General features: G+C 65.4%; 23 protein-coding genes and 1 tRNA gene. 14 read left to right on the top strand and 10 right to left on the bottom strand.

Annotated elements, in window-relative coordinates; genetic code table 11:
• From cbiE to cobT, 7 genes are read left to right on the top strand one after another with little or no spacing between them, the layout of a single operon-like run.
• On the top strand, positions 1-1,242 hold the full coding sequence (gene cbiE / locus AC0YKC_RS07785) for a precorrin-6y C5,15-methyltransferase (decarboxylating) subunit CbiE (protein WP_488510687.1): 1,242 nt from the start codon (positions 1-3) through the stop codon (positions 1,240-1,242).
• On the top strand, positions 1,239-1,625 hold the full coding sequence (locus tag AC0YKC_RS07780) for a cobalamin biosynthesis protein (protein ID WP_112127336.1): 387 nt from the start codon (positions 1,239-1,241) through the stop codon (positions 1,623-1,625). Before cbiE ends, AC0YKC_RS07780 begins: the two co-directional genes overlap by 4 nt.
• Entirely contained in the window at positions 1,622-2,386 is a 765-nt protein-coding gene (gene cobM / locus AC0YKC_RS07775; protein ID WP_488510686.1) for a precorrin-4 C(11)-methyltransferase, read from the top strand. Before AC0YKC_RS07780 ends, cobM begins: the two co-directional genes overlap by 4 nt.
• A 14-nt stretch (positions 2,387-2,400) precedes the next feature.
• A complete protein-coding gene (cobA, locus tag AC0YKC_RS07770; RefSeq protein WP_488510685.1) occupies positions 2,401-3,198 on the top strand; it encodes a uroporphyrinogen-III C-methyltransferase in 798 nt (265 codons plus the stop codon).
• A complete protein-coding gene (locus tag AC0YKC_RS07765) occupies positions 3,195-4,511 on the top strand; it encodes a cobyrinic acid a,c-diamide synthase CobB (RefSeq protein ID WP_488510684.1) in 1,317 nt (438 codons plus the stop codon). Before cobA ends, AC0YKC_RS07765 begins: the two co-directional genes overlap by 4 nt.
• Positions 4,508-5,275 carry an adenosylcobinamide-GDP ribazoletransferase gene (locus AC0YKC_RS07760; protein ID WP_488510683.1) on the top strand — a complete coding sequence of 256 codons (768 nt, stop codon included), beginning with the start codon at positions 4,508-4,510 and terminating at the stop codon, positions 5,273-5,275. Before AC0YKC_RS07765 ends, AC0YKC_RS07760 begins: the two co-directional genes overlap by 4 nt.
• A gap of 24 nt (positions 5,276-5,299) precedes the next feature.
• A complete protein-coding gene (gene cobT / locus AC0YKC_RS07755) occupies positions 5,300-6,325 on the top strand; it encodes a nicotinate-nucleotide--dimethylbenzimidazole phosphoribosyltransferase (protein WP_488510682.1) in 1,026 nt (341 codons plus the stop codon).
• Between the two features lie 116 nt (positions 6,326-6,441).
• Here the strand turns inward: cobT and AC0YKC_RS07750 are convergent, their stop codons facing one another.
• The 3 genes from AC0YKC_RS07750 to AC0YKC_RS07740 form a co-directional block, all read right to left on the bottom strand.
• Entirely contained in the window at positions 6,442-7,278 is an 837-nt protein-coding gene (locus AC0YKC_RS07750) for a hypothetical protein (protein ID WP_488510681.1), read from the bottom strand.
• Positions 7,279-7,582: 304 nt separating this feature from the next.
• Positions 7,583-7,658: transfer RNA gene (locus AC0YKC_RS07745), tRNA-Lys, on the bottom strand.
• A gap of 104 nt (positions 7,659-7,762) precedes the next feature.
• A complete protein-coding gene (locus tag AC0YKC_RS07740) occupies positions 7,763-8,665 on the bottom strand; it encodes a PhzF family phenazine biosynthesis protein (RefSeq protein WP_488510680.1) in 903 nt (300 codons plus the stop codon).
• A 132-nt stretch (positions 8,666-8,797) separates the two neighbouring features.
• Between AC0YKC_RS07740 and AC0YKC_RS07735 the strand changes: the two genes are divergently transcribed.
• Genes AC0YKC_RS07735 through AC0YKC_RS07725 form a run of 3 tightly spaced genes read left to right on the top strand, consistent with a single transcriptional unit; the run spans position 8,798 to position 12,010 of the window.
• Complete coding sequence (locus AC0YKC_RS07735) at positions 8,798-10,084, top strand: efflux RND transporter periplasmic adaptor subunit (protein WP_488510679.1); 1,287 nt, start codon at positions 8,798-8,800, stop codon at positions 10,082-10,084.
• Positions 10,085-10,088: 4 nt separating this feature from the next.
• Positions 10,089-10,796: an ABC transporter ATP-binding protein gene (locus AC0YKC_RS07730; protein WP_320295216.1), complete on the top strand. Its 708-nt coding sequence runs from the start codon at positions 10,089-10,091 to the stop codon at positions 10,794-10,796.
• Entirely contained in the window at positions 10,793-12,010 is a 1,218-nt protein-coding gene (locus tag AC0YKC_RS07725) for an ABC transporter permease (protein WP_434723283.1), read from the top strand. The genes AC0YKC_RS07730 and AC0YKC_RS07725 overlap by 4 nt, the downstream gene beginning before the upstream one ends.
• A 41-nt stretch (positions 12,011-12,051) precedes the next feature.
• Here AC0YKC_RS07725 and AC0YKC_RS07720 read toward each other — a convergent pair whose 3' ends face one another.
• Together AC0YKC_RS07720 and AC0YKC_RS07715 are read right to left on the bottom strand one after the other, a co-directional pair.
• A complete protein-coding gene (locus AC0YKC_RS07720; protein ID WP_488510773.1) occupies positions 12,052-12,768 on the bottom strand; it encodes a hypothetical protein in 717 nt (238 codons plus the stop codon).
• A 5-nt stretch (positions 12,769-12,773) separates the two neighbouring features.
• Positions 12,774-13,886, bottom strand: coding sequence for an endonuclease/exonuclease/phosphatase family protein (locus AC0YKC_RS07715; protein WP_488510678.1), 1,113 nt, complete (start codon positions 13,884-13,886; stop codon positions 12,774-12,776).
• 166 nt (positions 13,887-14,052) lie between these two features.
• Here AC0YKC_RS07715 and AC0YKC_RS07710 point away from each other — a divergent pair, with 166 nt between their 5' ends.
• The gene (locus AC0YKC_RS07710; RefSeq protein WP_320295213.1) at positions 14,053-14,634 is read left to right on the top strand and encodes a BA14K family protein; all 582 of its coding nucleotides are present in this window, start codon (positions 14,053-14,055) and stop codon (positions 14,632-14,634) included.
• 176 nt (positions 14,635-14,810) lie between these two features.
• Positions 14,811-15,095 carry a PilZ domain-containing protein gene (locus AC0YKC_RS07705; RefSeq protein ID WP_041008222.1) on the top strand — a complete coding sequence of 95 codons (285 nt, stop codon included), beginning with the start codon at positions 14,811-14,813 and terminating at the stop codon, positions 15,093-15,095.
• Positions 15,096-15,496: 401 nt separating this feature from the next.
• Here AC0YKC_RS07705 and ilvC read toward each other — a convergent pair whose 3' ends face one another.
• From ilvC to AC0YKC_RS07690, 3 genes are all read right to left on the bottom strand, one after another.
• On the bottom strand, positions 15,497-16,516 hold the full coding sequence (gene ilvC / locus AC0YKC_RS07700) for a ketol-acid reductoisomerase (protein WP_320295212.1): 1,020 nt from the start codon (positions 16,514-16,516) through the stop codon (positions 15,497-15,499).
• 32 nt (positions 16,517-16,548) lie between these two features.
• Entirely contained in the window at positions 16,549-17,190 is a 642-nt protein-coding gene (locus AC0YKC_RS07695) for a TetR/AcrR family transcriptional regulator (protein WP_488510677.1), read from the bottom strand.
• Positions 17,191-17,319: 129 nt separating this feature from the next.
• Entirely contained in the window at positions 17,320-17,778 is a 459-nt protein-coding gene (locus tag AC0YKC_RS07690) for a MarR family winged helix-turn-helix transcriptional regulator (RefSeq protein WP_320295210.1), read from the bottom strand.
• 96 nt (positions 17,779-17,874) lie between these two features.
• Between AC0YKC_RS07690 and AC0YKC_RS07685 the strand changes: the two genes are divergently transcribed.
• Positions 17,875-18,180: a Rieske (2Fe-2S) protein gene (locus tag AC0YKC_RS07685; RefSeq protein ID WP_488510676.1), complete on the top strand. Its 306-nt coding sequence runs from the start codon at positions 17,875-17,877 to the stop codon at positions 18,178-18,180.
• Position 18,181: 1 nt separating this feature from the next.
• Complete coding sequence (locus AC0YKC_RS07680; RefSeq protein ID WP_488510675.1) at positions 18,182-18,901, top strand: glutathione S-transferase family protein; 720 nt, start codon at positions 18,182-18,184, stop codon at positions 18,899-18,901.
• Here the strand turns inward: AC0YKC_RS07680 and AC0YKC_RS07675 are convergent.
• Together AC0YKC_RS07675 and AC0YKC_RS07670 are read right to left on the bottom strand one after the other, a co-directional pair.
• Positions 18,855-20,084, bottom strand: a complete 1,230-nt coding sequence (locus AC0YKC_RS07675) for an FAD-dependent oxidoreductase (RefSeq protein ID WP_488510674.1) — start codon at positions 20,082-20,084, stop codon at positions 18,855-18,857. The two genes, AC0YKC_RS07680 and AC0YKC_RS07675, sit on opposite strands and share 47 nt — an antisense overlap.
• Positions 20,085-20,234: 150 nt before the next feature.
• Positions 20,235-20,642, bottom strand: a complete 408-nt coding sequence (locus tag AC0YKC_RS07670; protein ID WP_320295206.1) for a winged helix-turn-helix transcriptional regulator — start codon at positions 20,640-20,642, stop codon at positions 20,235-20,237.
• Positions 20,643-20,685: the final 43 nt, after the last annotated feature.

Below are 20,685 nucleotides of genomic sequence, written 5' to 3'. Positions count from 1 at the left end.
ATGCCTGCTAAGGGTCCGCGCGCCGCCAAGCCCGCCACGAAATGGCTGACCATCGTCGGCATCGGCGAGGATGGTGTAGCGGGTCTCGGCGACGAGGCCAAGCAGCGGATCGCGCAGGCGGAGATCGTGTTCGGCGGCAAGCGGCACCTTGCTCTCGTCTCGAACGTGGCCAAGGGCGAGACGCGCCCATGGCCGGCACCCTTCGATGCCGAGATGCGCGACGTGCTGGCGCTCAAAGGCAAGAAAATCTGCGTGCTTGCATCCGGCGACCCGTTCTTCCACGGCGTCGGCGTCACACTGGCACGCAAGGTCAAGCCGGATGAGATGCTTGTCCTGCCGGCACCCTCCTCGCTGTCGCTCGCGGCATCGCGTCTTGGCTGGGCGTTGCAAGACGTCGAGACCATCTCGCTGCACGGCCAGCCGATCGATCTGATCCGCCCCCTGCTCCAACCCAGCGCGCGCATCCTGGCGCTCACCTCCGACGCCGACGCGCCGGCCGCTATCGCCGCGCTACTCTACGAACTCGGCTTCGGCCCGTCGCGGCTGACGGTCCTGGAAGCGCTCGGCGGCGCCGATGAAGCGCGTCGAACCTCCCGCGCGGACGCTTTCGATCTCAAGAACATCAACCCGCTCAACGTGCTGGCACTCGAGATTGTATCGACGCCGGATGCGCGCGTCCTGCCCTTGACCGTCGGCCTCGCCGATCACCTGTTCGAGCATGACGGCCAGATCACCAAGCGCGAGATCCGCGCCATCACGCTGTCGGCGCTGGCGCCACGGCGCGGCGAGTTGCTGTGGGACATCGGCGCCGGTTCGGGCTCGATCGGCATCGAATGGATGCTGGTGCATTCTTCGCTGCGCGCCATCGCCATCGAGGCCAACGGCGAACGCGCCGTCCGCGTCCGCCGCAACGCCGCGCATTGCGGTGTGCCGGGCCTTGTCGTGGTCGAAGGCGCGGCGCCCAAGGCGTTCGCCAAACTGGAGACGCCAGATGCGATCTTCATCGGCGGCGGCGGCAGCGATACCGGCGTGCTGGAGAAAGCGATCAAGGCGCTGCGCGCCGGCGGCCGACTGGTCGCCAACGCGGTGACGCTGGAGATGGAGGCACTGCTGCTCGACCAGCACAACAGGCGCGGCGGCGATCTCACCCGCGTCGCGCTTTCCCGCGCGGCACCTGTCGGGTCCATGCAGGCCTGGCGTCCGGCCATGCCGGTTACGCAGTGGAGCTGGGTCAAGTCATGATGGTCGCGGGCATCGGTAGCCGCAAAGGCGTGAGCGTCGAGGAAGTGCTGGCGGCGATCGAGACCGCGCTTGAAGCGCATGGCCTCGCGATGACAGCGCTTTCGGCACTGGCGACCGCCCCGCTCAAGAAGGATGAGGCGGCGATTTCCGCCGCCGGCCGCGCGCTTAACCTGCCTGTCGTCATTGCCGATGACCGGGTCCTGCAGCTGGCCTCGCCGGGCGCCCGCAGCCGCTGCGATCTCTCGCAAAGCCGCGCCGGCACGCCGTCGGTTTCGGAAGCTTCCGCCCTCGCGGTCGCCGGGGCCGGTGCAAGGCTGCTCGGGCCCCGCACAGTGCTCGGTCCGGTCACCTGCGCCATCGCCATCAGCGGAGATGCGCCATGACGGTCCATTTCATCGGCGCCGGTCCAGGTGCGGCCGATCTCATCACGCTGCGCGGCGCGCGGCTCCTGGCCAGTTGCCCGGTCTGCCTCTATGCCGGCTCGATCGTCGCGCCGGAGCTGCTGGAACATTGCGCGCCAGGCACCAGGCTGATCGACACCGCGCCGATGTCGCTCGACGAGATCGAGGCCGAATATGTCGCCGCCCACAAGGCCGGCCACGACGTCGCGCGCCTCCATTCCGGCGATCTTTCGGTGTGGAGCGCCGTCGCCGAACAGATCAGGCGCCTGGAAAAGCACAACATCGCTTACACGCTGACCCCCGGCGTCCCCTCCTTCGCGGCGGCGGCGGCGGCGCTGCGCCGCGAGCTGACCATCCCCGAGCTCGCGCAAAGCCTGGTGCTGACGCGCGTTTCCGGTCGCGCCTCGAAAATGCCGCCGGGCGAGACGCTGGCCGGCTTCGGCCGCACCGGCGCCACGCTTGCCATCCATCTTGCCATCCATGCCATCGACCGCGTCGTTGCCGATTTGACGCCTCTCTACGGCGCCGAATGTCCGGTCGCGGTCGTCTTCCGCGCCTCCTGGCCGGACGAGCGCATCCTGACCGGCACGCTCGGCACCATCGAAGCGCAGCTGGCGGAAAATCCGGTGGAGCGCACGGCGATCATCTTCGTCGGCAGCGCTCTCGCAGCGCAGGATTTCGGCGAAAGCTCACTCTATGACGCCCACTACCAGCGGCGTTTTCGCGGACGGGACGGATTGTGAACGGCAGCGCCAATATGAACGGACGGGCAACTCTGGAGCAGGCGCTGGCGCGGCTGAACTTCAAGCCGCGCGAACTGGAGCCTGGCCATGTCTGGCTGGCGGGCGCCGGCCCGGGCGATCCCGGCTGCCTGACGCTTGAGGTACTGGCGGCGCTCGGGCAATGCGACGCACTGGTTTATGACGCGCTGGTCTCGCCCGACGTCGTGGCGGTCGCTCAGGGCGCCGAGCTCTTCTACGCCGGAAAACGCGGCGGCCAGCCCTCGATGAAGCAGGACGACATCAATGCCCTTCTCGTGCAGCTGGCGCGCTCGGGCCGCCGTGTCGTGCGCCTCAAGGGCGGCGATCCCTATATTTTCGGGCGTGGCGGCGAAGAGGCCTTGGCCCTGGCGGGCGAAGACATTCCGTTCCGTGTGCTTTCCGGCCTGACCTCCGGTCTCAGCGCTTTGGCCGCCACCGGCATTCCCGCCACCATGCGCGGCATCAACAAGGCGGTCATCCTTGCCACCGGCCACGCCGCCGGCACCGATGACGACATCGACTGGACCGCGATCGCCCGCACCGGACAGCCGGTCGTCGTCTATATGGGCATGGCCAATCTGCCGGCGATCGCAACAAAGCTGCTCGGCGGCGGCCTCGCGCCGTCGACACCCGCGGCTGTGATCGTCGCGGCGACGACGCCGCAGGAGCGCATCGTCGTCGCCACGCTCGCCACCATCGCCGATGAGGCCGCGGCTGCCGGGCTTGCTTCGCCGGCGCTGATCGTCGTCGGCGGCATCGTCGCCATGCGCGCGGCACTGGCGGGCGGCGCATGACGGCGCGCGCGATCATCATCGGCGCGCCACGCTCCGGCTCGGGCAAGACCAGCGTCACCATCGGCCTGTTGCGCGCGCTCGCCCGACGCGGCCTGAAAGTGCGCGGCGCGAAGTCCGGACCGGACTATATCGACCCCGGTTTCCACACCGCCGCCACCGGCCTTTCCGGCGTCAACCTCGACAGCTGGGCGATGTCGCCTTCCCTGCTCAACGCGCTGGCCAGCCAGGCAACGGATGACGCCGAATACGTCATCCTCGAAAGCGCAATGGGTCTGTTCGACGGCATCCCCGCGCCGGAAGGCCGCTCCGGCTCGGCCGCCGATCTTGCGCGGCTCTATGGCTTGCCGGTGCTGTTGGTGCTCGACGTCTCCGGGCAGTCGACCACGGCGGCGGCGGTGGCCAAGGGTTTCGCCACCTACGACCCGGATGTCCGCATGGCCGGTGTCGTGCTCAACCGCCTTGGCAGCGAACGCCACCGGCGTCTGTCGGGCGACGCGATCGAGGCGATCGGCCTGCCCGTGGTCGGCGCCATCCTGCGCGATCCGACGCTCAACCTGCCGGAGCGGCACCTCGGCCTCGTCCAGGCCGGCGAATACGAAAACCTGATGGCGCATCTCGACCGGCTGGCCGACATGGTGGAAAAGTCGCTCGACATCGACGCCATCCTGGCGCTGGCCACCCCGCTGGAGCCGGCGGCCGGTGACCTCGGTGACGCGCTGCAACCGCCCGGGCAGCGCATCGCGTTGGCGGAAGACGCCGCCTTCACGTTCCTCTATCCCCATGTCATCACGCATTGGCGCAAGGCCGGCGCCGAGATCGTTCCCTTCTCGCCACTCGCCGACGAGGCGCCTGCTCAGGACTGCGACGTTTGCTGGCTGCCCGGCGGTTATCCCGAGCTGCATGCCGGCAAGCTCGCGGCCGCGACGAACTTCCAGGCGGGAATGGCGCGCTTTGCGGCGACGAAACCAGTTCATGGCGAGTGCGGCGGCTTCATGGTGCTGGGCGAAGTGCTGGAAGACGCGGACGGCGAGAGCCACAAAATGCTCGGCCTGCTTGGCCACTCGACCAGCTTCGCCAAACGCAAGATGAACCTCGGCTATCGCGAGGCGCGGCTGCGCGCCGCCTGTCCTTTGGGACCGGAGGGCACCTTGATCCGCGGTCATGAATTCCACTATGCGCAGATGATTGCTACCGGCAATGACGAGCCTTTGGCCGACCTTGCCGACGGCCAGGGCAACCCGCTTGGCGCTTCCGGCTACCGGCGCGGCCATGTCAGCGGCACTTTTTTCCATGCCATAGCGAGGGGCGCATGAACGGCCCTTCCGCACCCCGGCAAGTGCTTGACGATATCGGCCTCAGCCTCGTCTTTCTCACCCGGCTGAGGTTGCCATCGAGCGATTTCGGCGGCCGCAGCCTTGCCGACGCGATCTGGGCTGCGCCCTTTGCCGGTCTCGCGGTGGCGATCATCGGCGCGCTGGTCTACGCCATCGCCACGGTCCTCGGCCTCGCCACCGGCCCGGCCGCGGCGCTCACGCTCGCCGCGACGATGCTCGTCACCGGTTGCCTGCACGAGGACGGGTTTTCCGACATCGCCGACGGCTTTTGGGGCGGCCGGACACGCGACAGGAAGCTGGAGATCATGCGCGACAGCCGCATTGGCGCTTATGGCGCCGCGGCGCTTGGTATCTCGCTGCTCATCCGCTGGAGCGCGCTGTCCCAACTCACCGGCCCCGGCCACGTCGTCCTGGCGCTGCTCGCCGCGCATGCGGCTTCACGCGGCCTGTTCGGCGCCTTCATGCATCTTCTGCCGCCGGCTCGCAGCGACGGCCTGTCGGCCAATGCCGGCTCCGTCACGACGGAGACCGCCATTGTCGGCGCGGCGCTCGGCGCGGTGGCGCTGCTGGCGCTCGGCCTTGGCGGCGCGATCGCGGCGCTCATACTGCTCGGCCTGCTGTTTGCCGCCTTCCGCGCGCTTTGCCTCAGCCAGATCGGCGGCCAGACCGGCGACACGATCGGCGCGTTGCAGCAGCTCGGCGAGATCGCGGTGCTGCTTACCGCTTCCGTTTGCCTTTCCTGACTCTCTTTCGGAGACCTTGCCCCCATGTCCCCCCAATCGACTGCCTTCAAATCGCTCGAAGACCTTCGCGCCGCCTGCCTCGACCTCCCCGCCGGCAGCGATGCGGCCGCCGGCGCCGTCGCCAAGCGCCAGGACACGCTAACCAAGCCGCCGGGCAGCCTCGGCCGGCTGGAAACCATCGCTGCCTGGCTCGGCCGCTGGCAGGGCCGCGACATGCCGAAGCTCGATGCTGTGAAAGTCTTCGTTTTCGCCGGCAATCACGGCGTCACCGCGCAGGGCGTGTCGGCCTATCCTTCGGAAGTCACGGTGCAGATGGTGGCGAATTTCGCGGGTGGCGGCGCCGCCATCAACCAGCTTGCCCGTATCGCCGGCGCAAAGCTGGACGTCATCCCGCTCGATCTCGATCACCCGACCGGCGATTTCACGCAGGTTCCGGCGATGGACGAAAAGGCATTCCTTGCCGCCGTCTCGGCCGGCTATGACGCCGTGACCAACGACCTCGACCTCGTCTGCTTCGGCGAGATGGGCATCGGCAACACGACACCGGCTGCGGCGATCTCCACCGCCCTCTTTGGCGGCGGCGCCGAGAAATGGACGGGTCGCGGCACCGGCGTCGACGACGCCGGGCTGCAGCGCAAGGTCGTCGCCATCGAGGCCGGCCTCAAGCGCCATGCCGATTCGCTCTCCGACCCGCTGAAGATCGCTGCCGCTCTCGGCGGGCGCGAGCTGGCGGCTATCTTCGGCGCCACGCTCGCCGCGCGCAAGAACAACGTGCCGGTGCTGCTCGACGGCTTTGTGTGCACCGCCGCGGTCGCACCATTGGCCAGGCTCCACCCGACGGGGCTGGCCCACACCGTCGCGGCCCATGTCTCGGCCGAAGCCGGCCACCGCCGCCTGCTCGAAGCGCTCGGCCTGCCGCCGCTGCTCGATCTCGGCATGCGGCTCGGCGAAGGCTCCGGCGCCTGCCTTGCCGTCAACATCGTTCGCTCGGCGCTGGAATGCCATGCGAAGATGGCGAGCTTCGCCGAGGCCGGTGTTTCGGAGAAGTAGAACAGAGAGAGGGCGTTTCGCCGTTCGCGCGAAACGGTGAAACGCCCAGTCAGTCTTCGAAGGGTCGAAGGCGCAATGTCACCCGGTTGCGACGCGGGGCGATCGTGCGGGCAGGCTTATTGCGAGGCGGCGAACCCGCATTGCTTCTGTTCCATCTCGATCTGCTTGGTGATGCGGATGGCGTTCTGCGCGTAGGCCTCCGTCACCGAGCCGCTGTTCACGGTCTTGTCCTTCAGCGGACTCACGGCGGCGCAGAGATGGAAAACATGCGGTTCGGAGGACTTCGCGGCTCCGTTTTCCGGCGCGATCCAGTACACGACGTCCTGACCGGCAGGGTGACTCGCGTCCTTCGTTGCCGCAGTCACCGCGGAAGTATCCGTGGCGATCTCCTGGGCCTGGGCGGCGACTTCGGGCGAACAGGCCGTGGTCGGCTGCCCCGCCCTGATCTGGGCCGCGCACGAGTTCATGTCCTGGGTGTACTGCTCGACCGACGGGGGCTTGAAGCTGACCCCCATTACCGTCGCGAGCACGGCCAGCGCGGCACCGACGCCGCCAGCGACCTTCTTGGTCTGCGGATCCATGTTCTTGTCGGTGAGGATAAGGAAGATCAAGGGGAGGAAGGCAATCAGCGTGATGATTGCGCCGAGCTGGTTTTGGAAGAAGAAGCTGGCCGTGTCGGATGCCCGGGCCGGGTCGTGCCGGTTGGCTGCCTTCCACAGCAAGTTGCCGGCGATTGCGAAAATCGCGATTCCGACCAGAATGCCGATCAGCAGCGGCAGGTTCCCCTGGTCGAACTTGTGCTTGTAGAACAAAACGATCCCGGCAATCTCGCCGCCAATGGCGACGATCCACGAGAGCGCGGCGAAAAGGCGGAGGCGCGAGGCGGCGGACTTCTGGCCCTGCGTTGCTTGCCAATCCTTGGTGACGTCTGCGGCCGGCTTGTTGTCGGTCATGACCAGTACCCCTGAAATCGACACTTTTGCGGGGCGGCGTCAATCAAAAGGCCGACTCGCCCGGCGCAGCATCATTGATCAAACGTCTCGTCGTCTGCCTTTGCGACTCAGCGAAAACGGGAGCGCCACGGCAGGCCACGCCCATCCATATTGCGCACGGACGAAAGCGTCCATACCCCGGTGGACAGACTCAAACATGGCGGTGGCTTTGCGCTTCCTGTCTCCGGCACGAATCCGATGCCGGGATCCGGAAAGACCAAGTCTTCTCGGCAGGCGTAAAGCGCTAGGAAAACAAGGGATTAAATGGTGGGTGTGCACAGGATCGAACTGTGGACCCGCTGATTAAGAGTCAGCTGCTCTACCAACTGAGCTACACACCCACACCGCTGGAAAACCAGCGTCGGCGGCGCATATAGCCGCCGCTTTCGGTCATGTCTAGCCCTGCCGGATCATTTCCCGACAAATCGCCGAATTGCCGCAGCTGTCATGCGAATAGCTTGCCTTCGGCCACCTTGATCGCATGGCCGCCAATGCGTGCGGAAGCCAGTTTTCCGGCATCGACATTGAGTTCCAGCCTGATGCGCGATGGCCGGCCCATCTCCAGACCCTGCTCGATCCAGAGCTGCGAAATTCCGTCGGTCGGAGCGTCGAAATGCATGATGGCGCCGGCAAAGGCCGCCGCGGCCGAACCGGTCGCCGGATCTTCGTAGGACGGGGTGCCGGGAACGATCATGCGCACATGGAAGGCGCTGTCATGATGCGCCGTCTCGCGGCAATAGACATAGGGGCTGGCGAAGGCCCAATCGCTCTTGCGGGGTGCCAATTCCGACCATGCCTGGTTGTCGAGCCTGATCTTGGCTGCTTCCGCCAGCCCGGCGACCGGAATCGTCACATAAGGCACACCGGCCGACCAGAAGGCGACGCGGTGATTCTCGAAGCCGATCTCGTGCGGGGCAAGGCCGAGTGCCGCGCCGATCGCGTTTGGGTCGGCCTTGAGCTCCAGCGGTTCCGGCAGTTTCGCCAGATCGAACTCGGCGAAGGTCGAGCCGTCATGCTTGCTCACCGCGCAGCGTACCGGCCCGATATTCTCCTCCAGCACGAAGATGCCGGCCGCCTCCCCGGCGAGTTCCGCCAGCGCGATTGCCGAGCCGACCGTGGGATGCCCGGCGAAAGGCATTTCATAGTCGGGCGTGAAGATGCGGATACGGTTGCGGTGCTTTGGATTGTCGGCGGGCAGCACGAACACCGTTTCTGAAAGATTGAATTCGCGCGCGATCGCCTGCATGCCGGCAGTGTCGAGCTCATCGCTGTCGAGCACCACCGCAAGCGGATTTCCGGCCAGCCTTTCGGTGGTAAACACATCGTAGAGCACGTAATTGCGAGCCATGGAGAAAACCTTTCGCCTCGCCCCGAATTTCCGCCTCAATCCCAACATGAGGGAAATTTAATTTGAAATTCGGACCTTAAGGCCTGATCTGTGCACGGATAGGGACATCGATTTTCAGCATAGGGGTCCGGAGTGGACCAGATTGTCAATCCGCCAAGCGCGGAATCCGGTACTTCCATAGAGGCCGCGCTCGGGCTCGACCGCAAGGCAGTAAGCCGCAAGCGACGCCGCTTCTGGCTCTACGCGATGCTGGCGGTAGCGGTCGTCGCGGCTGGCATTGCCCTCTATCGATGGTATGCCGCCGCACCCCCCAAAATTGAATACGCCACCGTGCCTGCGGCAATCGCCGACCTCACCGTCGAGGTATCGGCCACCGGCACGCTGCAGCCATTGACCCAGGTCGACATCTCCAGCGAGCTTTCCGGCATCGTCCGCTCGGTCACGGCCAGCGAGAACCAGCAGGTCAAGAAGGGCGACGTGCTGGCGACGCTCGACACCGTCAAGCTGGAGGTCCAGATCGAGCGCGCCACCGCCTCCGCCAAGGCGGCGGCTGCCGCCGTCGAGAACGCCAAGGTGACCTTGCAGGAAAACGAGAACGCGGTTGTACGCGCAAGCGCGCTCACCAAGCGCGGCATGGCGACGGACCAGTCGCTCGAAGCGGCGACCGCGACGCGCGATCGCTCGAAGGCGGCGCTGGACAGCGCCGAAGCCAATCTCGCCATCGCCCAGGCCGACCTCAAGGCGCAGCAGACCGATCTTGCCAAAAGCACCATCTATGCGCCGATCGACGGCATCGTGCTGACGCGCTCGGTCGATCCCGGCCAGACGGTCGCGTCCTCGCTGCAGGCGCCCGTGCTCTTCGTCATCGCCGCCGACCTTCGCAACATGGAATTGCAGGCTGCGGTCGACGAGGCCGATATCGGCCAGGTCAAGCCCGGCCAGCACGCCCGCTTCACCGTCGACGCCTTCCCGGATCGCCCCTTCGACGCCGAGATCCGCGACATCTCCTACGCCTCGGTCACCACCGACGGCGTCGTCACCTACAAAGCGCGTCTCGAGGTCGACAATGGCGAGCTTCTGCTCAGGCCCGGCATGACGGCGACGGTCTCTGTCGTCACAAGGCAGGCCAAGGGCGTGCTCACCGTTCCCTCGGCGGCCTTCCGCTATCGCCCGATGCAACAGCAGGCGCGCGGCTGGAGCTTCAGTGACCTGTTCACTGGCCGCATGGGCCGTCCCAACCGGCAGCGCGAGGCGACGAAGGCCCCAACCGACGGCTCGCGCACGCTTTATGTGCTGGAGAATGGCCGGCCGCATCCGATCAACGTCAGGATCGGCTCGACCGACGGCGAGTTGACCGAGATCACGTCCGGCCTCGACGCGGGCGCGCAAGTCATCACCGGCGCGCAGCAGCGGAACTGACGACATGTCGGCTCCGCTGCTCATCACCTTCGACAAGGTCTGGAAGAGCTACGGCGAGGGCGAAGCCCGCGTGCATGCGCTGGCCGGCGTCGATCTCGCCATCCGGCGTGGCGAGTTCGTCGCCATCATGGGTCCCTCAGGCTCGGGCAAGTCGACAGCGATGAACATCATCGGCTGCCTCGACACGCCGACGGTCGGAACCTACTCTTTCATGGGCGTCGATGCGGGCCGCCTCGACCGCAACCGCCGCGCGCTTTTGCGCAACCTTTATGTCGGCTTCGTCTTCCAGGGCTACAATCTCCTGCCGCGCACGACCGCCGCTGAAAATGTCGAGCTGCCGCTGATCTATCGCGGCGTTGCCGCGCGCGAGCGCCGCGACCTCGCCATGCAGGCGCTGGCCGAGGTCGGTCTGGTCGGGCGCGAGCACCACACCCCGGCCGAGCTTTCGGGCGGCCAGCAGCAGCGCGTTGCGATCGCCCGCGCCATCGTCACCAGGCCGACGCTGCTCGTCGCCGACGAACCCACCGGCAATCTCGACACCGCGCGCACGCACGAAATCATGGAATTGCTGACCAGGCTCAACGCCGATCTCGGGCTCTCCATCGTCATGGTCACCCACGAGGCCGATGTCGCGGACTATGCCGGCCGCACCATCCGCTTCCTCGACGGTCATGTCGCCTCCGACACCTTGAAAGCGGAGGAAGCGGCATGATCTGGGAGACCGTCCGCCTCTCGCTGCGCTCGATCCGCCGCAACGTATTGCGCTCATTCCTGACGCTGCTCGGCATCGTCATCGGCGTCGCGGCCGTCATCGCCATGCTCACCATCGGCTCCGGCACGACGGAGAAGGTCAAGGCCGACATTTCCAAGCTTGGCAGTAACCTGCTCGTCGTTCGCGCCGGCCGGCCCGCGGGACCAGGCGGACCGGGGGGCCTCGATCAGGTGACGCGGCCGCTGGCCGAAAAGGATGTGACCGCGCTGGTTGCGCATCTCAGCGGCGCGCGCGCAATTTCGCCTGCCTCGCAAAAACAGGTCCGCGTCATCTTCGGCACCGAAAGCCTGACCTCGGGCGTCACCGGCACCGACAGCGCCTATCTCGATGCTCGCGACTGGAGGCTGGTGTCGGGGCGGCCGTTCAGCGATTCCGAAACGCGCGCCGGCACAGGCGTGTGTCTGATCGGAGAGACGGTGCGCCAGCAATTCTTCGGCGCCGGCGATCCCGAAGGCGAGATCATCCGCGTCAACCGCACCTCCTGCACGATCATCGGCCTGCTCGAGCCCAAGGGCTATACCGGCTTCGGCCAGGACCAGGACAATGTCGTGCTGATGCCGTTGCACGCCTATCAGCGCCGCATCGCCGGCAACCGCGACATCGACAACATTTATATCGCCGCCGACGACCGCACGCCGACCAGCGAACTGCAGCCGCGCGTCGAGGACATTTTGCGCGACACGCGCCGCATCACGCCGGACCGCGATCCCGATTTCGCCATACGCGACATGACCCAGATCGCCGACGCGATGACCAGTGCCACCACCACCATGACCGGCATGCTGGGCGCGGTCGCCGGCGTCAGCCTGTTGGTCGGCGGCATCGGCATCATGAACATCATGCTGGTGTCGGTCACCGAGCGCACGCGCGAGATCGGCATCAGGCTGGCCATCGGCGCGCACGAAAAACACATCCTCATCCAGTTCCTGGTGGAGGCGACGGTGCTGTCGCTCTTTGGCGGCATCATCGGCATCCTGATCGGGCTTTTGCTGGCCGGCCTTGCCTCGATGGCGCTGACGATACCTTTCGCGCCAAGCCCTGCCGTCATCCTGCTCGCCGTCGGCTTCTCGGCGCTGATCGGCATGGTGTTCGGTTTTTTCCCGGCGCTGCGCGGCGCGAGGCTCGACCCGATCGACGCGCTGCGGCACGAATAGCCAGATCATAGCGGCTGCTGACGTCCGGACGCCTGGCGGAGTTAGTCGGCGCCCGCGAAATGCCACTCGATCAGCGGCTTCATATGTCCCATCAGCCCGTCCGGCAGGTCGGCTGCATTGCGGATAATGACCGGCCCCTCGATCTCCGGCTCCGTCTCGGTTGCGACGAAGGCGCTGATGCGCCGCGCCAGCTCGTCGGCGGGCTCGGCGACCCGGTAGCGGCGGAAGATCACCGTGCCGCTCGCTGTCGAGAGCGCGTGATAGTGCCGACCGCGTTCGGCCTTGGACAAGTCAAGCCCGGTCTCCTCCCCCACCTCGCGCATCATGTTGAAATCGACATCGACCAGCCCGTCGCGGAAATCGATCGGCTCGAAGGACCCGGCGGCGAAATAGACGCGGCCGGCATTGACCGTATGCGGCCCCATGCGGATCGCCACCAGCGCATTGTCGCCGGCGACCAGCATGGCATGCGCATAGGCGTGCTCGGCGCCGGAATTCTCGCGCCGCTGGCGCCACAGCATGAAGGTCGAATAGTTGACCGCATGGCAGCGGCCGATGAGGCGGCCGTCCCGGTAAGCAAGCTCGGAAAGCAGCACCACCGTGCCGTCGAACAGCGCCGGATTGGCGGCTGTCTCCCGCCGCCAGTTGTCTGCGATCGCCGCCGCATTGGTCAGCGCGAAGGGATGCGGACCGGGATCGAGGCGGACGTCGACCGCATCGACCGGTAGGATGACATTGCGCGGCAAGTCGAAACTCACGAGCGTCACGCCATGTCCAGTGTGATCGTCACCGGGCAATGGTCCGACGCTTTCGGCCTGTCCCAGCCGGCGCGCGGGAAACGCTCCACTTCCTGACCGGGCGGAAAGATGGTGCGCCAGGGCTGGCCGTTGCGGATGATGTCGGGGACTGCGGTGGCGTTCTTCGCGGCCAGCGCCTTTGACAGCAGGATATAGTCGAGCTGGCAAAGATGCCGCTCTTCAGGGCCGCGCGTGTGGTAGAAGCTCCAGCGGTCCATCTCCGGCCGCCGCTCGACGACATTCTCGCAAAAGCCGCCGGCGGTCAGCACGTCGATCGAGGAGCGGGCTTCGTCGACAACCTCGAAACGGTAACCGTCTATGGCGTCGCCGTCGATCTTCACGCGCTGCCGGTAATCGTTCATGTCGCCGCAGATCGCCCAGCGCTTGTCCGCGGCATGGTCCTTGCCGAAACGCTCCTCGATGATGCGGCGCACTGCCTGCGCCTCGGCAATGCGCAGCGGCATCGACGCCTCGCGGCCGTCCAACCCGTTGCGCGGCGGGCCCATCGACTTGAAATGCACGAGATAGAGCGTCAACGGCGCGCCGCCGATCCTCAGGTCGATCTCCAGGCAGTCGCGGCGAAAGATACGCTCGTTCGCGAGATAGCCGAGCGTGGCAAGCTCCGGCGTGAACAGCCCGAACTGCTCGAAGGTGACATAGGCGTGGCTGGTCATGCGCACGAAATCGATCGGCTGCCCTTGCGTGGTCTCGCTGCGCATCATCACGGCGACATCGATGCCGCGCGTATCGTTGCCAGCGGTGGTGTATTTCTGCCGGTAGCCACGCCCGACCATCTTGAACAGATAGCCATATTCGAAAGCCTTCAGCGCCTCGATATTGTCGACCTCCTGCATGCAGATGACGTCCGCGCGGGTGGCCGCGATGGCAAGCGCCGTCAACTGGCGCGTGTCGTCGGACTGGGCGATCGCGCGGGCCTGCTCGAGGATGCGGTATTCGGCCTCGCTCCGGATGTCGAACAGCGCCAGCGTGCGGTCTTCATTGAGCTGGTTGCGGTAGCCCGAGAAATCGAACCTGTTCATCAGGTTCTCGACATTGAAGGTGGCGAGGCGCAGCGACATGGCCGTGACCTTTGCCCGCAAGCGAGGGCGAAAACAAGAGCCAGGCCGATGCTCGCCATGGTTGACGGAACCTTTCCGTTCATCCTCCGTTCAGACGGAAAGTTCCAACAATAGGCCTTTCCCCGGGGTGTGCTGGGCGTGGGGCCTTTGCTCCTTGGAGAGTGAAATGAAACCGCTTTTTTCTTCCCTGACATCCGGGCTCCTGGCCCTGGGCCTCGTTGCGGGTGTGACGGCACAGTCGGTCGCCGGCCCGATCCTTCAACCCGATCTCGGCGTCGCGACGAGCACTGCCGCGCCGACGATCATTCCGGTGCGCGACAGCTGGGCCGGCGGTAACAACAATGGCGGCGGCTTCCAGGACTGGCGTTGGCGTCACCGTGGCGGCGACTTCAGGTGGCGTGGCGGCGACCGTCAATTCTCGCGCCATTGGGACGGCGGCAACTGGGATGGCGGCGGCGACTGGCGCTGGCGGCATCACCGCCGGCACTTCCGAGACAGCGATGCGGCGATCCTTGGGCTGGGCCTCGGCCTGGGCTTGGGCAGCCTGGCCTATGGCAACTACTACGACCCCTACTATTACGATCCCTACCCGCGCTACGTTCAGCCGCGGCGCATCTACCGGACCGAGCGGCTGTCCAGCGCGCATGTCCGCTGGTGCTACGACCGCTACCGGTCGTATCGCGCCTGGGACAATACCTTCCAGCCCAACTACGGTCCTCGCAAGCAATGCTGGTCGCCCTATAGCTGAGCGGCGCCGCCGGCACAGACAAGCAGACGGCGCCCTTCCCGGCGCCGTTTTGCTTTTGCCGCAACCAGTGCTCGCTACCGGCCCATAACCCTAAATTCATCGGCGGCTTCTATTCATCCATGCCGATGTCCTCCAATATGACGATTCGCGCGAACGGGGTGCGAGACGTACCCGCCATGGCCGAAAACGAACACAGAAACCAACACAGGCAACGCGTGCTGAAGGGCGCGGCGATCCTGACCGGCATCAACAATTCCGAGGTGAGATGCACGGTGCGCAACATGCACTCGAACGGCGCTGAGCTGAAAGTGCCGATCGATGCGCGCGTGCCGGACGAATTCCTGCTTTATGTGCCGGTCGACGGCATCGGCTACAAGGCGGTAGTGCGTTGGCGCCGCGAGGACCGCATCGGCGTCGAGTTCACCGGCACCGAGCCTAAGCCGCACTGGCACTACGGCTGAAGAACGTCCACTTTGCAAAATAAAAAGCCAGCGGATTTCTCCGCTGGCTTGAACTCCAGCAACCGGAAGGTTGATGACAATTCGCCCTGCCGAGTCAGCTGGTGCGGGTTTCGAGAACCGGAGCGGAGCGGACATCTAAGTCCGTGAGCACCGGAAGCGCAGAAACCCGCGGCAGATGGCCGGCAGGGTAGAATTGGCGCAAGCTTCTTAGTTCTTCGCCTTGTCGACCAGCTTGTTCTTGGCGGTCACCCGCGCGACCGCAGGGCGAAGCCCGAGGACGCGCAGGCAAAAGACGTGGATCGCCTTAGTTCTTCGCCTTGTCGACCAGCTTGTTCTTGGCGATCACCCGCGCGACCGCAGGGCGAAGCCCGAGGACGCGCAGGCAAAAGACGTGGATCGCCTTAGTTCTTCGCCTTGTCGACCAGCTTGTTCTTGGCGATCCACGGCATCATGGCGCGCAGCTTGGCGCCGACTTCCTCGATCTGGTGGCTGTCGTTGTTGCGGCGGATGCCCTTGAAGCGCGACATGCCGGCGCGATATTCCTGCATCCATTCCGAGGTGAACTTGCCGGTCTGGATGTCCTTCAGGATGCGCTTCATCTCGGCCTTGGTGTCGGCGGTGATGATGCGCGGGCCCGAAACATATTCGCCCCATTCGGCGGTGTTCGAGATCGAGTAGTTCATGTTGGCGATGCCGCCTTCATAGATCAGGTCGACGATCAGCTTCACTTCGTGCAGGCACTCGAAATAAGCCATTTCCGGCGCGTAGCCGGCTTCCACCAGCGTCTCGAAACCGGCGCGGATCAGCTCGACCAGGCCGCCGCACAGCACCACCTGCTCGCCGAACAGGTCGGTCTCGCATTCCTCGCGGAAATTGGTCTCGATGATGCCCGAACGGCCGCCGCCGACGCCGCAGGCGTAGGACAGAGCGAGATCGAGCGCGTTGCCCGAAGCGTCCTGGTTGACGGCGACAAGGCACGGCACGCCGCCGCCCTTCTGGTATTCGCCGCGCACCGTGTGGCCGGGGCCCTTAGGCGCGATCATGACGACGTCGACCGTCGACTTCGGCTCGATCAGGCCGAAATGCACGTTGAGGCCGTGCGCGAAGGCGATCGCGGCGCCATCGCGGATGTTCGGCGCGATTTCCGATTTGTAGATGTCGGCCTGCAATTCGTCGGGCGTCGCCATCATCATCAGGTCGGCCCACTTGGCTGCATCCGCCACGCTCATGACCTTGAGGCCGTCGGCCTCGACCTTCTTGGCGGTCGCCGAGCCGGCCTTCAGACCGATGGCGATCTCCTTGACGCCGGAATCCTTGAGGTTGAGCGCATGCGCCCGGCCCTGGCTGCCATAGCCGATAATGGCGACCTTCTTGCCCTTGATCAGATTGAGATCGGCGTCACGATCGTAATAGACACGCATTTGGTGTTCCTTCCCGTTTGAAGATCAGGGCCTCACGACCCGGTTTTTGCTCCGAAGAGAGCGAGAAAATGTTGCGTCGCGCGCGCGGCATCGCCGCCGATCGTCGCCCCAGTCAATTCCACCCGGTCGCCGAGCAGCAGACGTATCTGCACGTCGCGGCCGACCAGGCCGAAAAAGGTCCGGAACGCCGTCTCGGCGTCCTCGAAATCGAGCAGCCCGGCCCGCCGACCTGCTTCAAGCACCGGCTTCAAGCGCTTGGCAAGCGCGAAGCGGCCATTCTGCAGCACGATCGCGCCGAGATCGTCCTTGCCGGAACCGGCATGGCTGACTGCCACACGGTTCAGCGCGATCGAAGTGTCACTGGAGATAACCTTCAGCCAATCTGAAGCGAAACGCTCCAGGCTCACCGTGAGCGAACCGATGTCCAGTCTCTCACGGTCGACGGACGCGACACGCACCTTTGACGCCTGCCATTGCACCGTAGCGTTGAGCAGTCCGTCGCGGTCGCCGAACCATTTGTAGAGCGTTTCCTTGGAACAGCTCGCCCGCCGCGCCACCGCGGTCATGGTAAGATTGTCGCCCTCCTCGACCAACAGGCGAAGAGCCGCATCCAGAACGGCCTGCTGCCGCTCCGTCAGCGTTTCACTTGTGTCGATCTCCGCTGGCTGCAACACGACTGTTCCCAATTCCGGATACGCCCGCAGATGCGTACCGTACGTTACGGTTCGGCTTATGGCTCATTCCTTTTTCCAGCGCAAGGGGCGGAATCGAAAAATTCGGACGAGGCGGCTGGCCGAGCTCTCTCAGTGGTTTTCTATCGGCGGATGCCGCAGCCGCCCGAGCAGAGTCGCCAGTGCCTTGAGCTCTTCGGCCGAGAGCCTGTCGCCCATCAGCTCGGCGATCGAAGCGCCGTAGACCGCCCAGATGCGGCGGCGCATCTCCCGGCCGCTTGCCGTGATGCGGACGGTCTGCCCGCGGCCATCGTCGGAGACGGGCAGCTTCTCGACCAGGCCGTCCGCCTCCAGCCGGGCCAGCAGCCGTGAGACGCCGTACTGCGCCAACAGCACGCGATCGATCAGCTCGAACGGCCGCAACCCGCCCTCGCCCGCTTCCGCGAGCTCGTGCAGCACGTCGTACCAGGCGAGCGGCGGCAAGCCGCGCGCCTTCAGCGCGTCCTCCGTGCTTTCGACCAGCTGTCGCGAGACGCGCACGAGGCGCGCCCAGGCGGTGACGGCTTCAGGTGATGGGGATTTTTTCGTCATCGGCACAATCTAGTAGATAGATGCAATTGCATCAAGCTTGACGATCGATGCAAATGCATCCATATAGATGCAATTGCATCGACCAGGAGTTATCCGATGAAACATGAAATCTGCAAGATCGCCGATATCCCGCAGACCGGCAGCCTGATCGCGCCTTTCTTCGGCCGCGAGGTCCATGTCTGGCGCAGTGGCGAACGCATCCGCGCCGCGGCCAATGTCTGCCTGCATTTCGGTGGACCGCTCGACTGCAAGGACGGCGTTTTCGTCTGCCAATGGCATGGCGCGAAATTCGACATGGCAAGCGGCGAGCGTTTGGAAGGACCGGCGCCAAAGGGCGCGCGCCTGATGTTCCTGTCGACCCGCGTCGAGGATGGCGCGCTCAATTACGTCTGGGGAGAGTGAGATGACCGCCAGGCTCACCCTCGTCAGTCATCATTTATGCCCCTACGTCCAGCGCGCCGCGATTGCGCTTGCCGAGAAAGGCGTGGCGTTCGAGCGGGTCGATGTCGATCTCTCCAACAAGCCTGACTGGTTCAAAGCCGTCTCGCCGCTCGGCAAGGTGCCGCTGCTGCGCGTCCGGCATGGCCATGCGGAGGAAGTGATTTTCGAATCCGCCGTCATCCTGGAATTCCTGGAGGAGACGGAGGCCAATCCCTTGCACCCGGCCGATCCGCTGGCACGGGCCGGGCATCGCGCCTGGATCGAATTCGGCTCGGCCATCCTCAATGCCATAGGGCGTTTCTATTCCACTGCCGACGAAGCCGCTTTCCTGCATGAAAGCAAAGGTTTGTCCGGAATGTTCGCGCGCGTGGAAGCAGAACTGGCGGCAAGGCAAAGCGGTCCGTGGTTCGCCGGCGAGCGCTTCTCGCTGGTCGATGCGGTCTACGGACCGGTCTTCCGCTATTTCGACACGTTCGACCGCATCGGCGATTTCGGTATTCTCGATGGCAAGCCACTCGTCCAAGCCTGGCGCGAGGCCTTGAGCGAGCGCCGGTCGGTGAACGAAGCCGTCAGCCCGGACTATCCGCTGCGGCTGCAGGCCTTCCTTCTGGCAAAGCAATCTTACCTGTCCGGGATCATCCGGCGGCAGGCCATTGCAACTCCGCAAGCCCGATCCGCCTGAACGGGTCGATCACCGTGCCGGCGACCATGGCGGCGAGGAATTGCGGCCCCGGCGGAATTCTCGCCAGCGCCGCCACCATACGGTCGCGGACAAAGGGCAAGGCTGCGGAATCCGATTGGTAGAACGGCGTCAGCGACAGCGACAGCGCCTGGAACACGCGCACATGCCAGCGCCTCGCCTTCGCGTAGGTATCGAGCGCGTCGTCGACACCCTTCGCCTGCGCCAGCGCATGGCTGAGCGCCGCCGCGTCGAGCAGCGCCATGTTTGCGCCTTGCCCGAGTTGCGGACTGGTCGAGTGCGCGGCGTCACCGATGACGGCCAGCCGCCGGCCGGCCGGCAGCGTCATCGTGTGGTGGCCGTAGCGGGCGAGCGAGAGTTGCTCGAAACTGTCGATCTGGCCGGTGAAGGCCTCGCACTCCGGCCACACCGAGACCACCCTCGCCTTCCATGCTTCGAGCCCCTGGCCCTTTACCCGTTCGGCATCAGCCGGCTTGAGGCTCCAGAAGAAAGCCGCCATGTCTTCCGCGCCGGGCTCAGGCCGGCCGATCGGCAGCACGCCGACCATGATGCTTGCCTTGTCGTAGCGCTGCAGCAGCGCCCGCCGGTCGAAGCCGTCCCGCCAGCCGAGCGACGCCCAGAATGCGCCATAGGTGAGCGGCCGTGGCATGGCGGCATCGCCAAGATAGTGCCGCAGCTTCGAGCGAGCGCCGCTGGCATCGACGATGAGGTCGAATGGACCGAGCCGCCTGCCATTGCCGCAGACGAGCGTCGCGCGCTCGGCCGTCTCCAGCGTCTCGACCTCGACATTGGTTTCGATGGCGATCGCTTCGCGCAAGGCGGAGCGATAGAGCACCCCGAACAGCGCCGCACGATGCACGGCGAGGCCGAAGCGGCGGCCGCGCCGCGCGTCGTAGCGGACTTCGAGCACCGTGCGTCCGCTGCCGGCGTCGGTGCCGTGCAGCCGTTCGATGCGGCTGCCAAGCGAGAGAATCTCATTGAGCAAGCCGAGATCGGCGAGCACGGTCAGCCCGGTCGGCTGCAGGATGAGGCCGGAACCGACAGGCTTCGGCTCATCGAAGCGCTCGAAAATGGTGACCTTGTGCCCGGCCCGCTTGAGATAGAGCGCTGCCGCCAGCCCGGCCGGACCGGCGCCGGCAATCGCGATGTCGAGATTCTTGCCCATTACCCGCCCAGACCGACCGGCGGGCACAATCCCCGATCGATCCCGCCAAATCAACCAGGCGCTTTAAGTCTTTATCTTGATGCATGTCGTTGTCCCAAAACCGCTGCACACTTCTGGGCGACATGCATTAGCTGCGGCAAGAAACTAGGCTCAGGTCCGGGCGTCGAAGGCGGCCCGCGCGTCGCGCACTGCGTCGTGGTTGAGCTCGGCCCATTGGACAAGCTGATGCATGGGGCCGGACATCGAGCGGCCAAGATCGGTGAGGCTGTATTCGACGCTTGGCGGCTTGGTCGGAAACACTTCGCGATGCACATAGCCATCGCGCTGCAGGTCGTAGAGCGTCTGCGTCAGCATGCGCTGCGAAATATCGGGAACCAGCCGTCGCAATTCGCCGAACCGATAGGGTTTTTCGGCCAGCGCCATGACCAGCAGCGAGCTCCATTTGCCGCTGATGCCCTGGATGACGTCGCGGACCGGGCAGTCGGCGAAATTGCCGCCGCCGGTCATGGCCTTATAGACCTCGAGCTTGGCTTTCAGATTGAGGATCTTGCTGTCCATCGCGGCATCCGCTGATCGAAATTCGGCCGTCCAGGTGGTTCCC

The organism is Mesorhizobium sp. CNPSo 4661, from assembly GCF_057784215.1.
The sequence above is the reverse complement of the archived record's forward strand: the minus strand, read 5'-3'. Positions and strand labels throughout refer to the sequence as shown.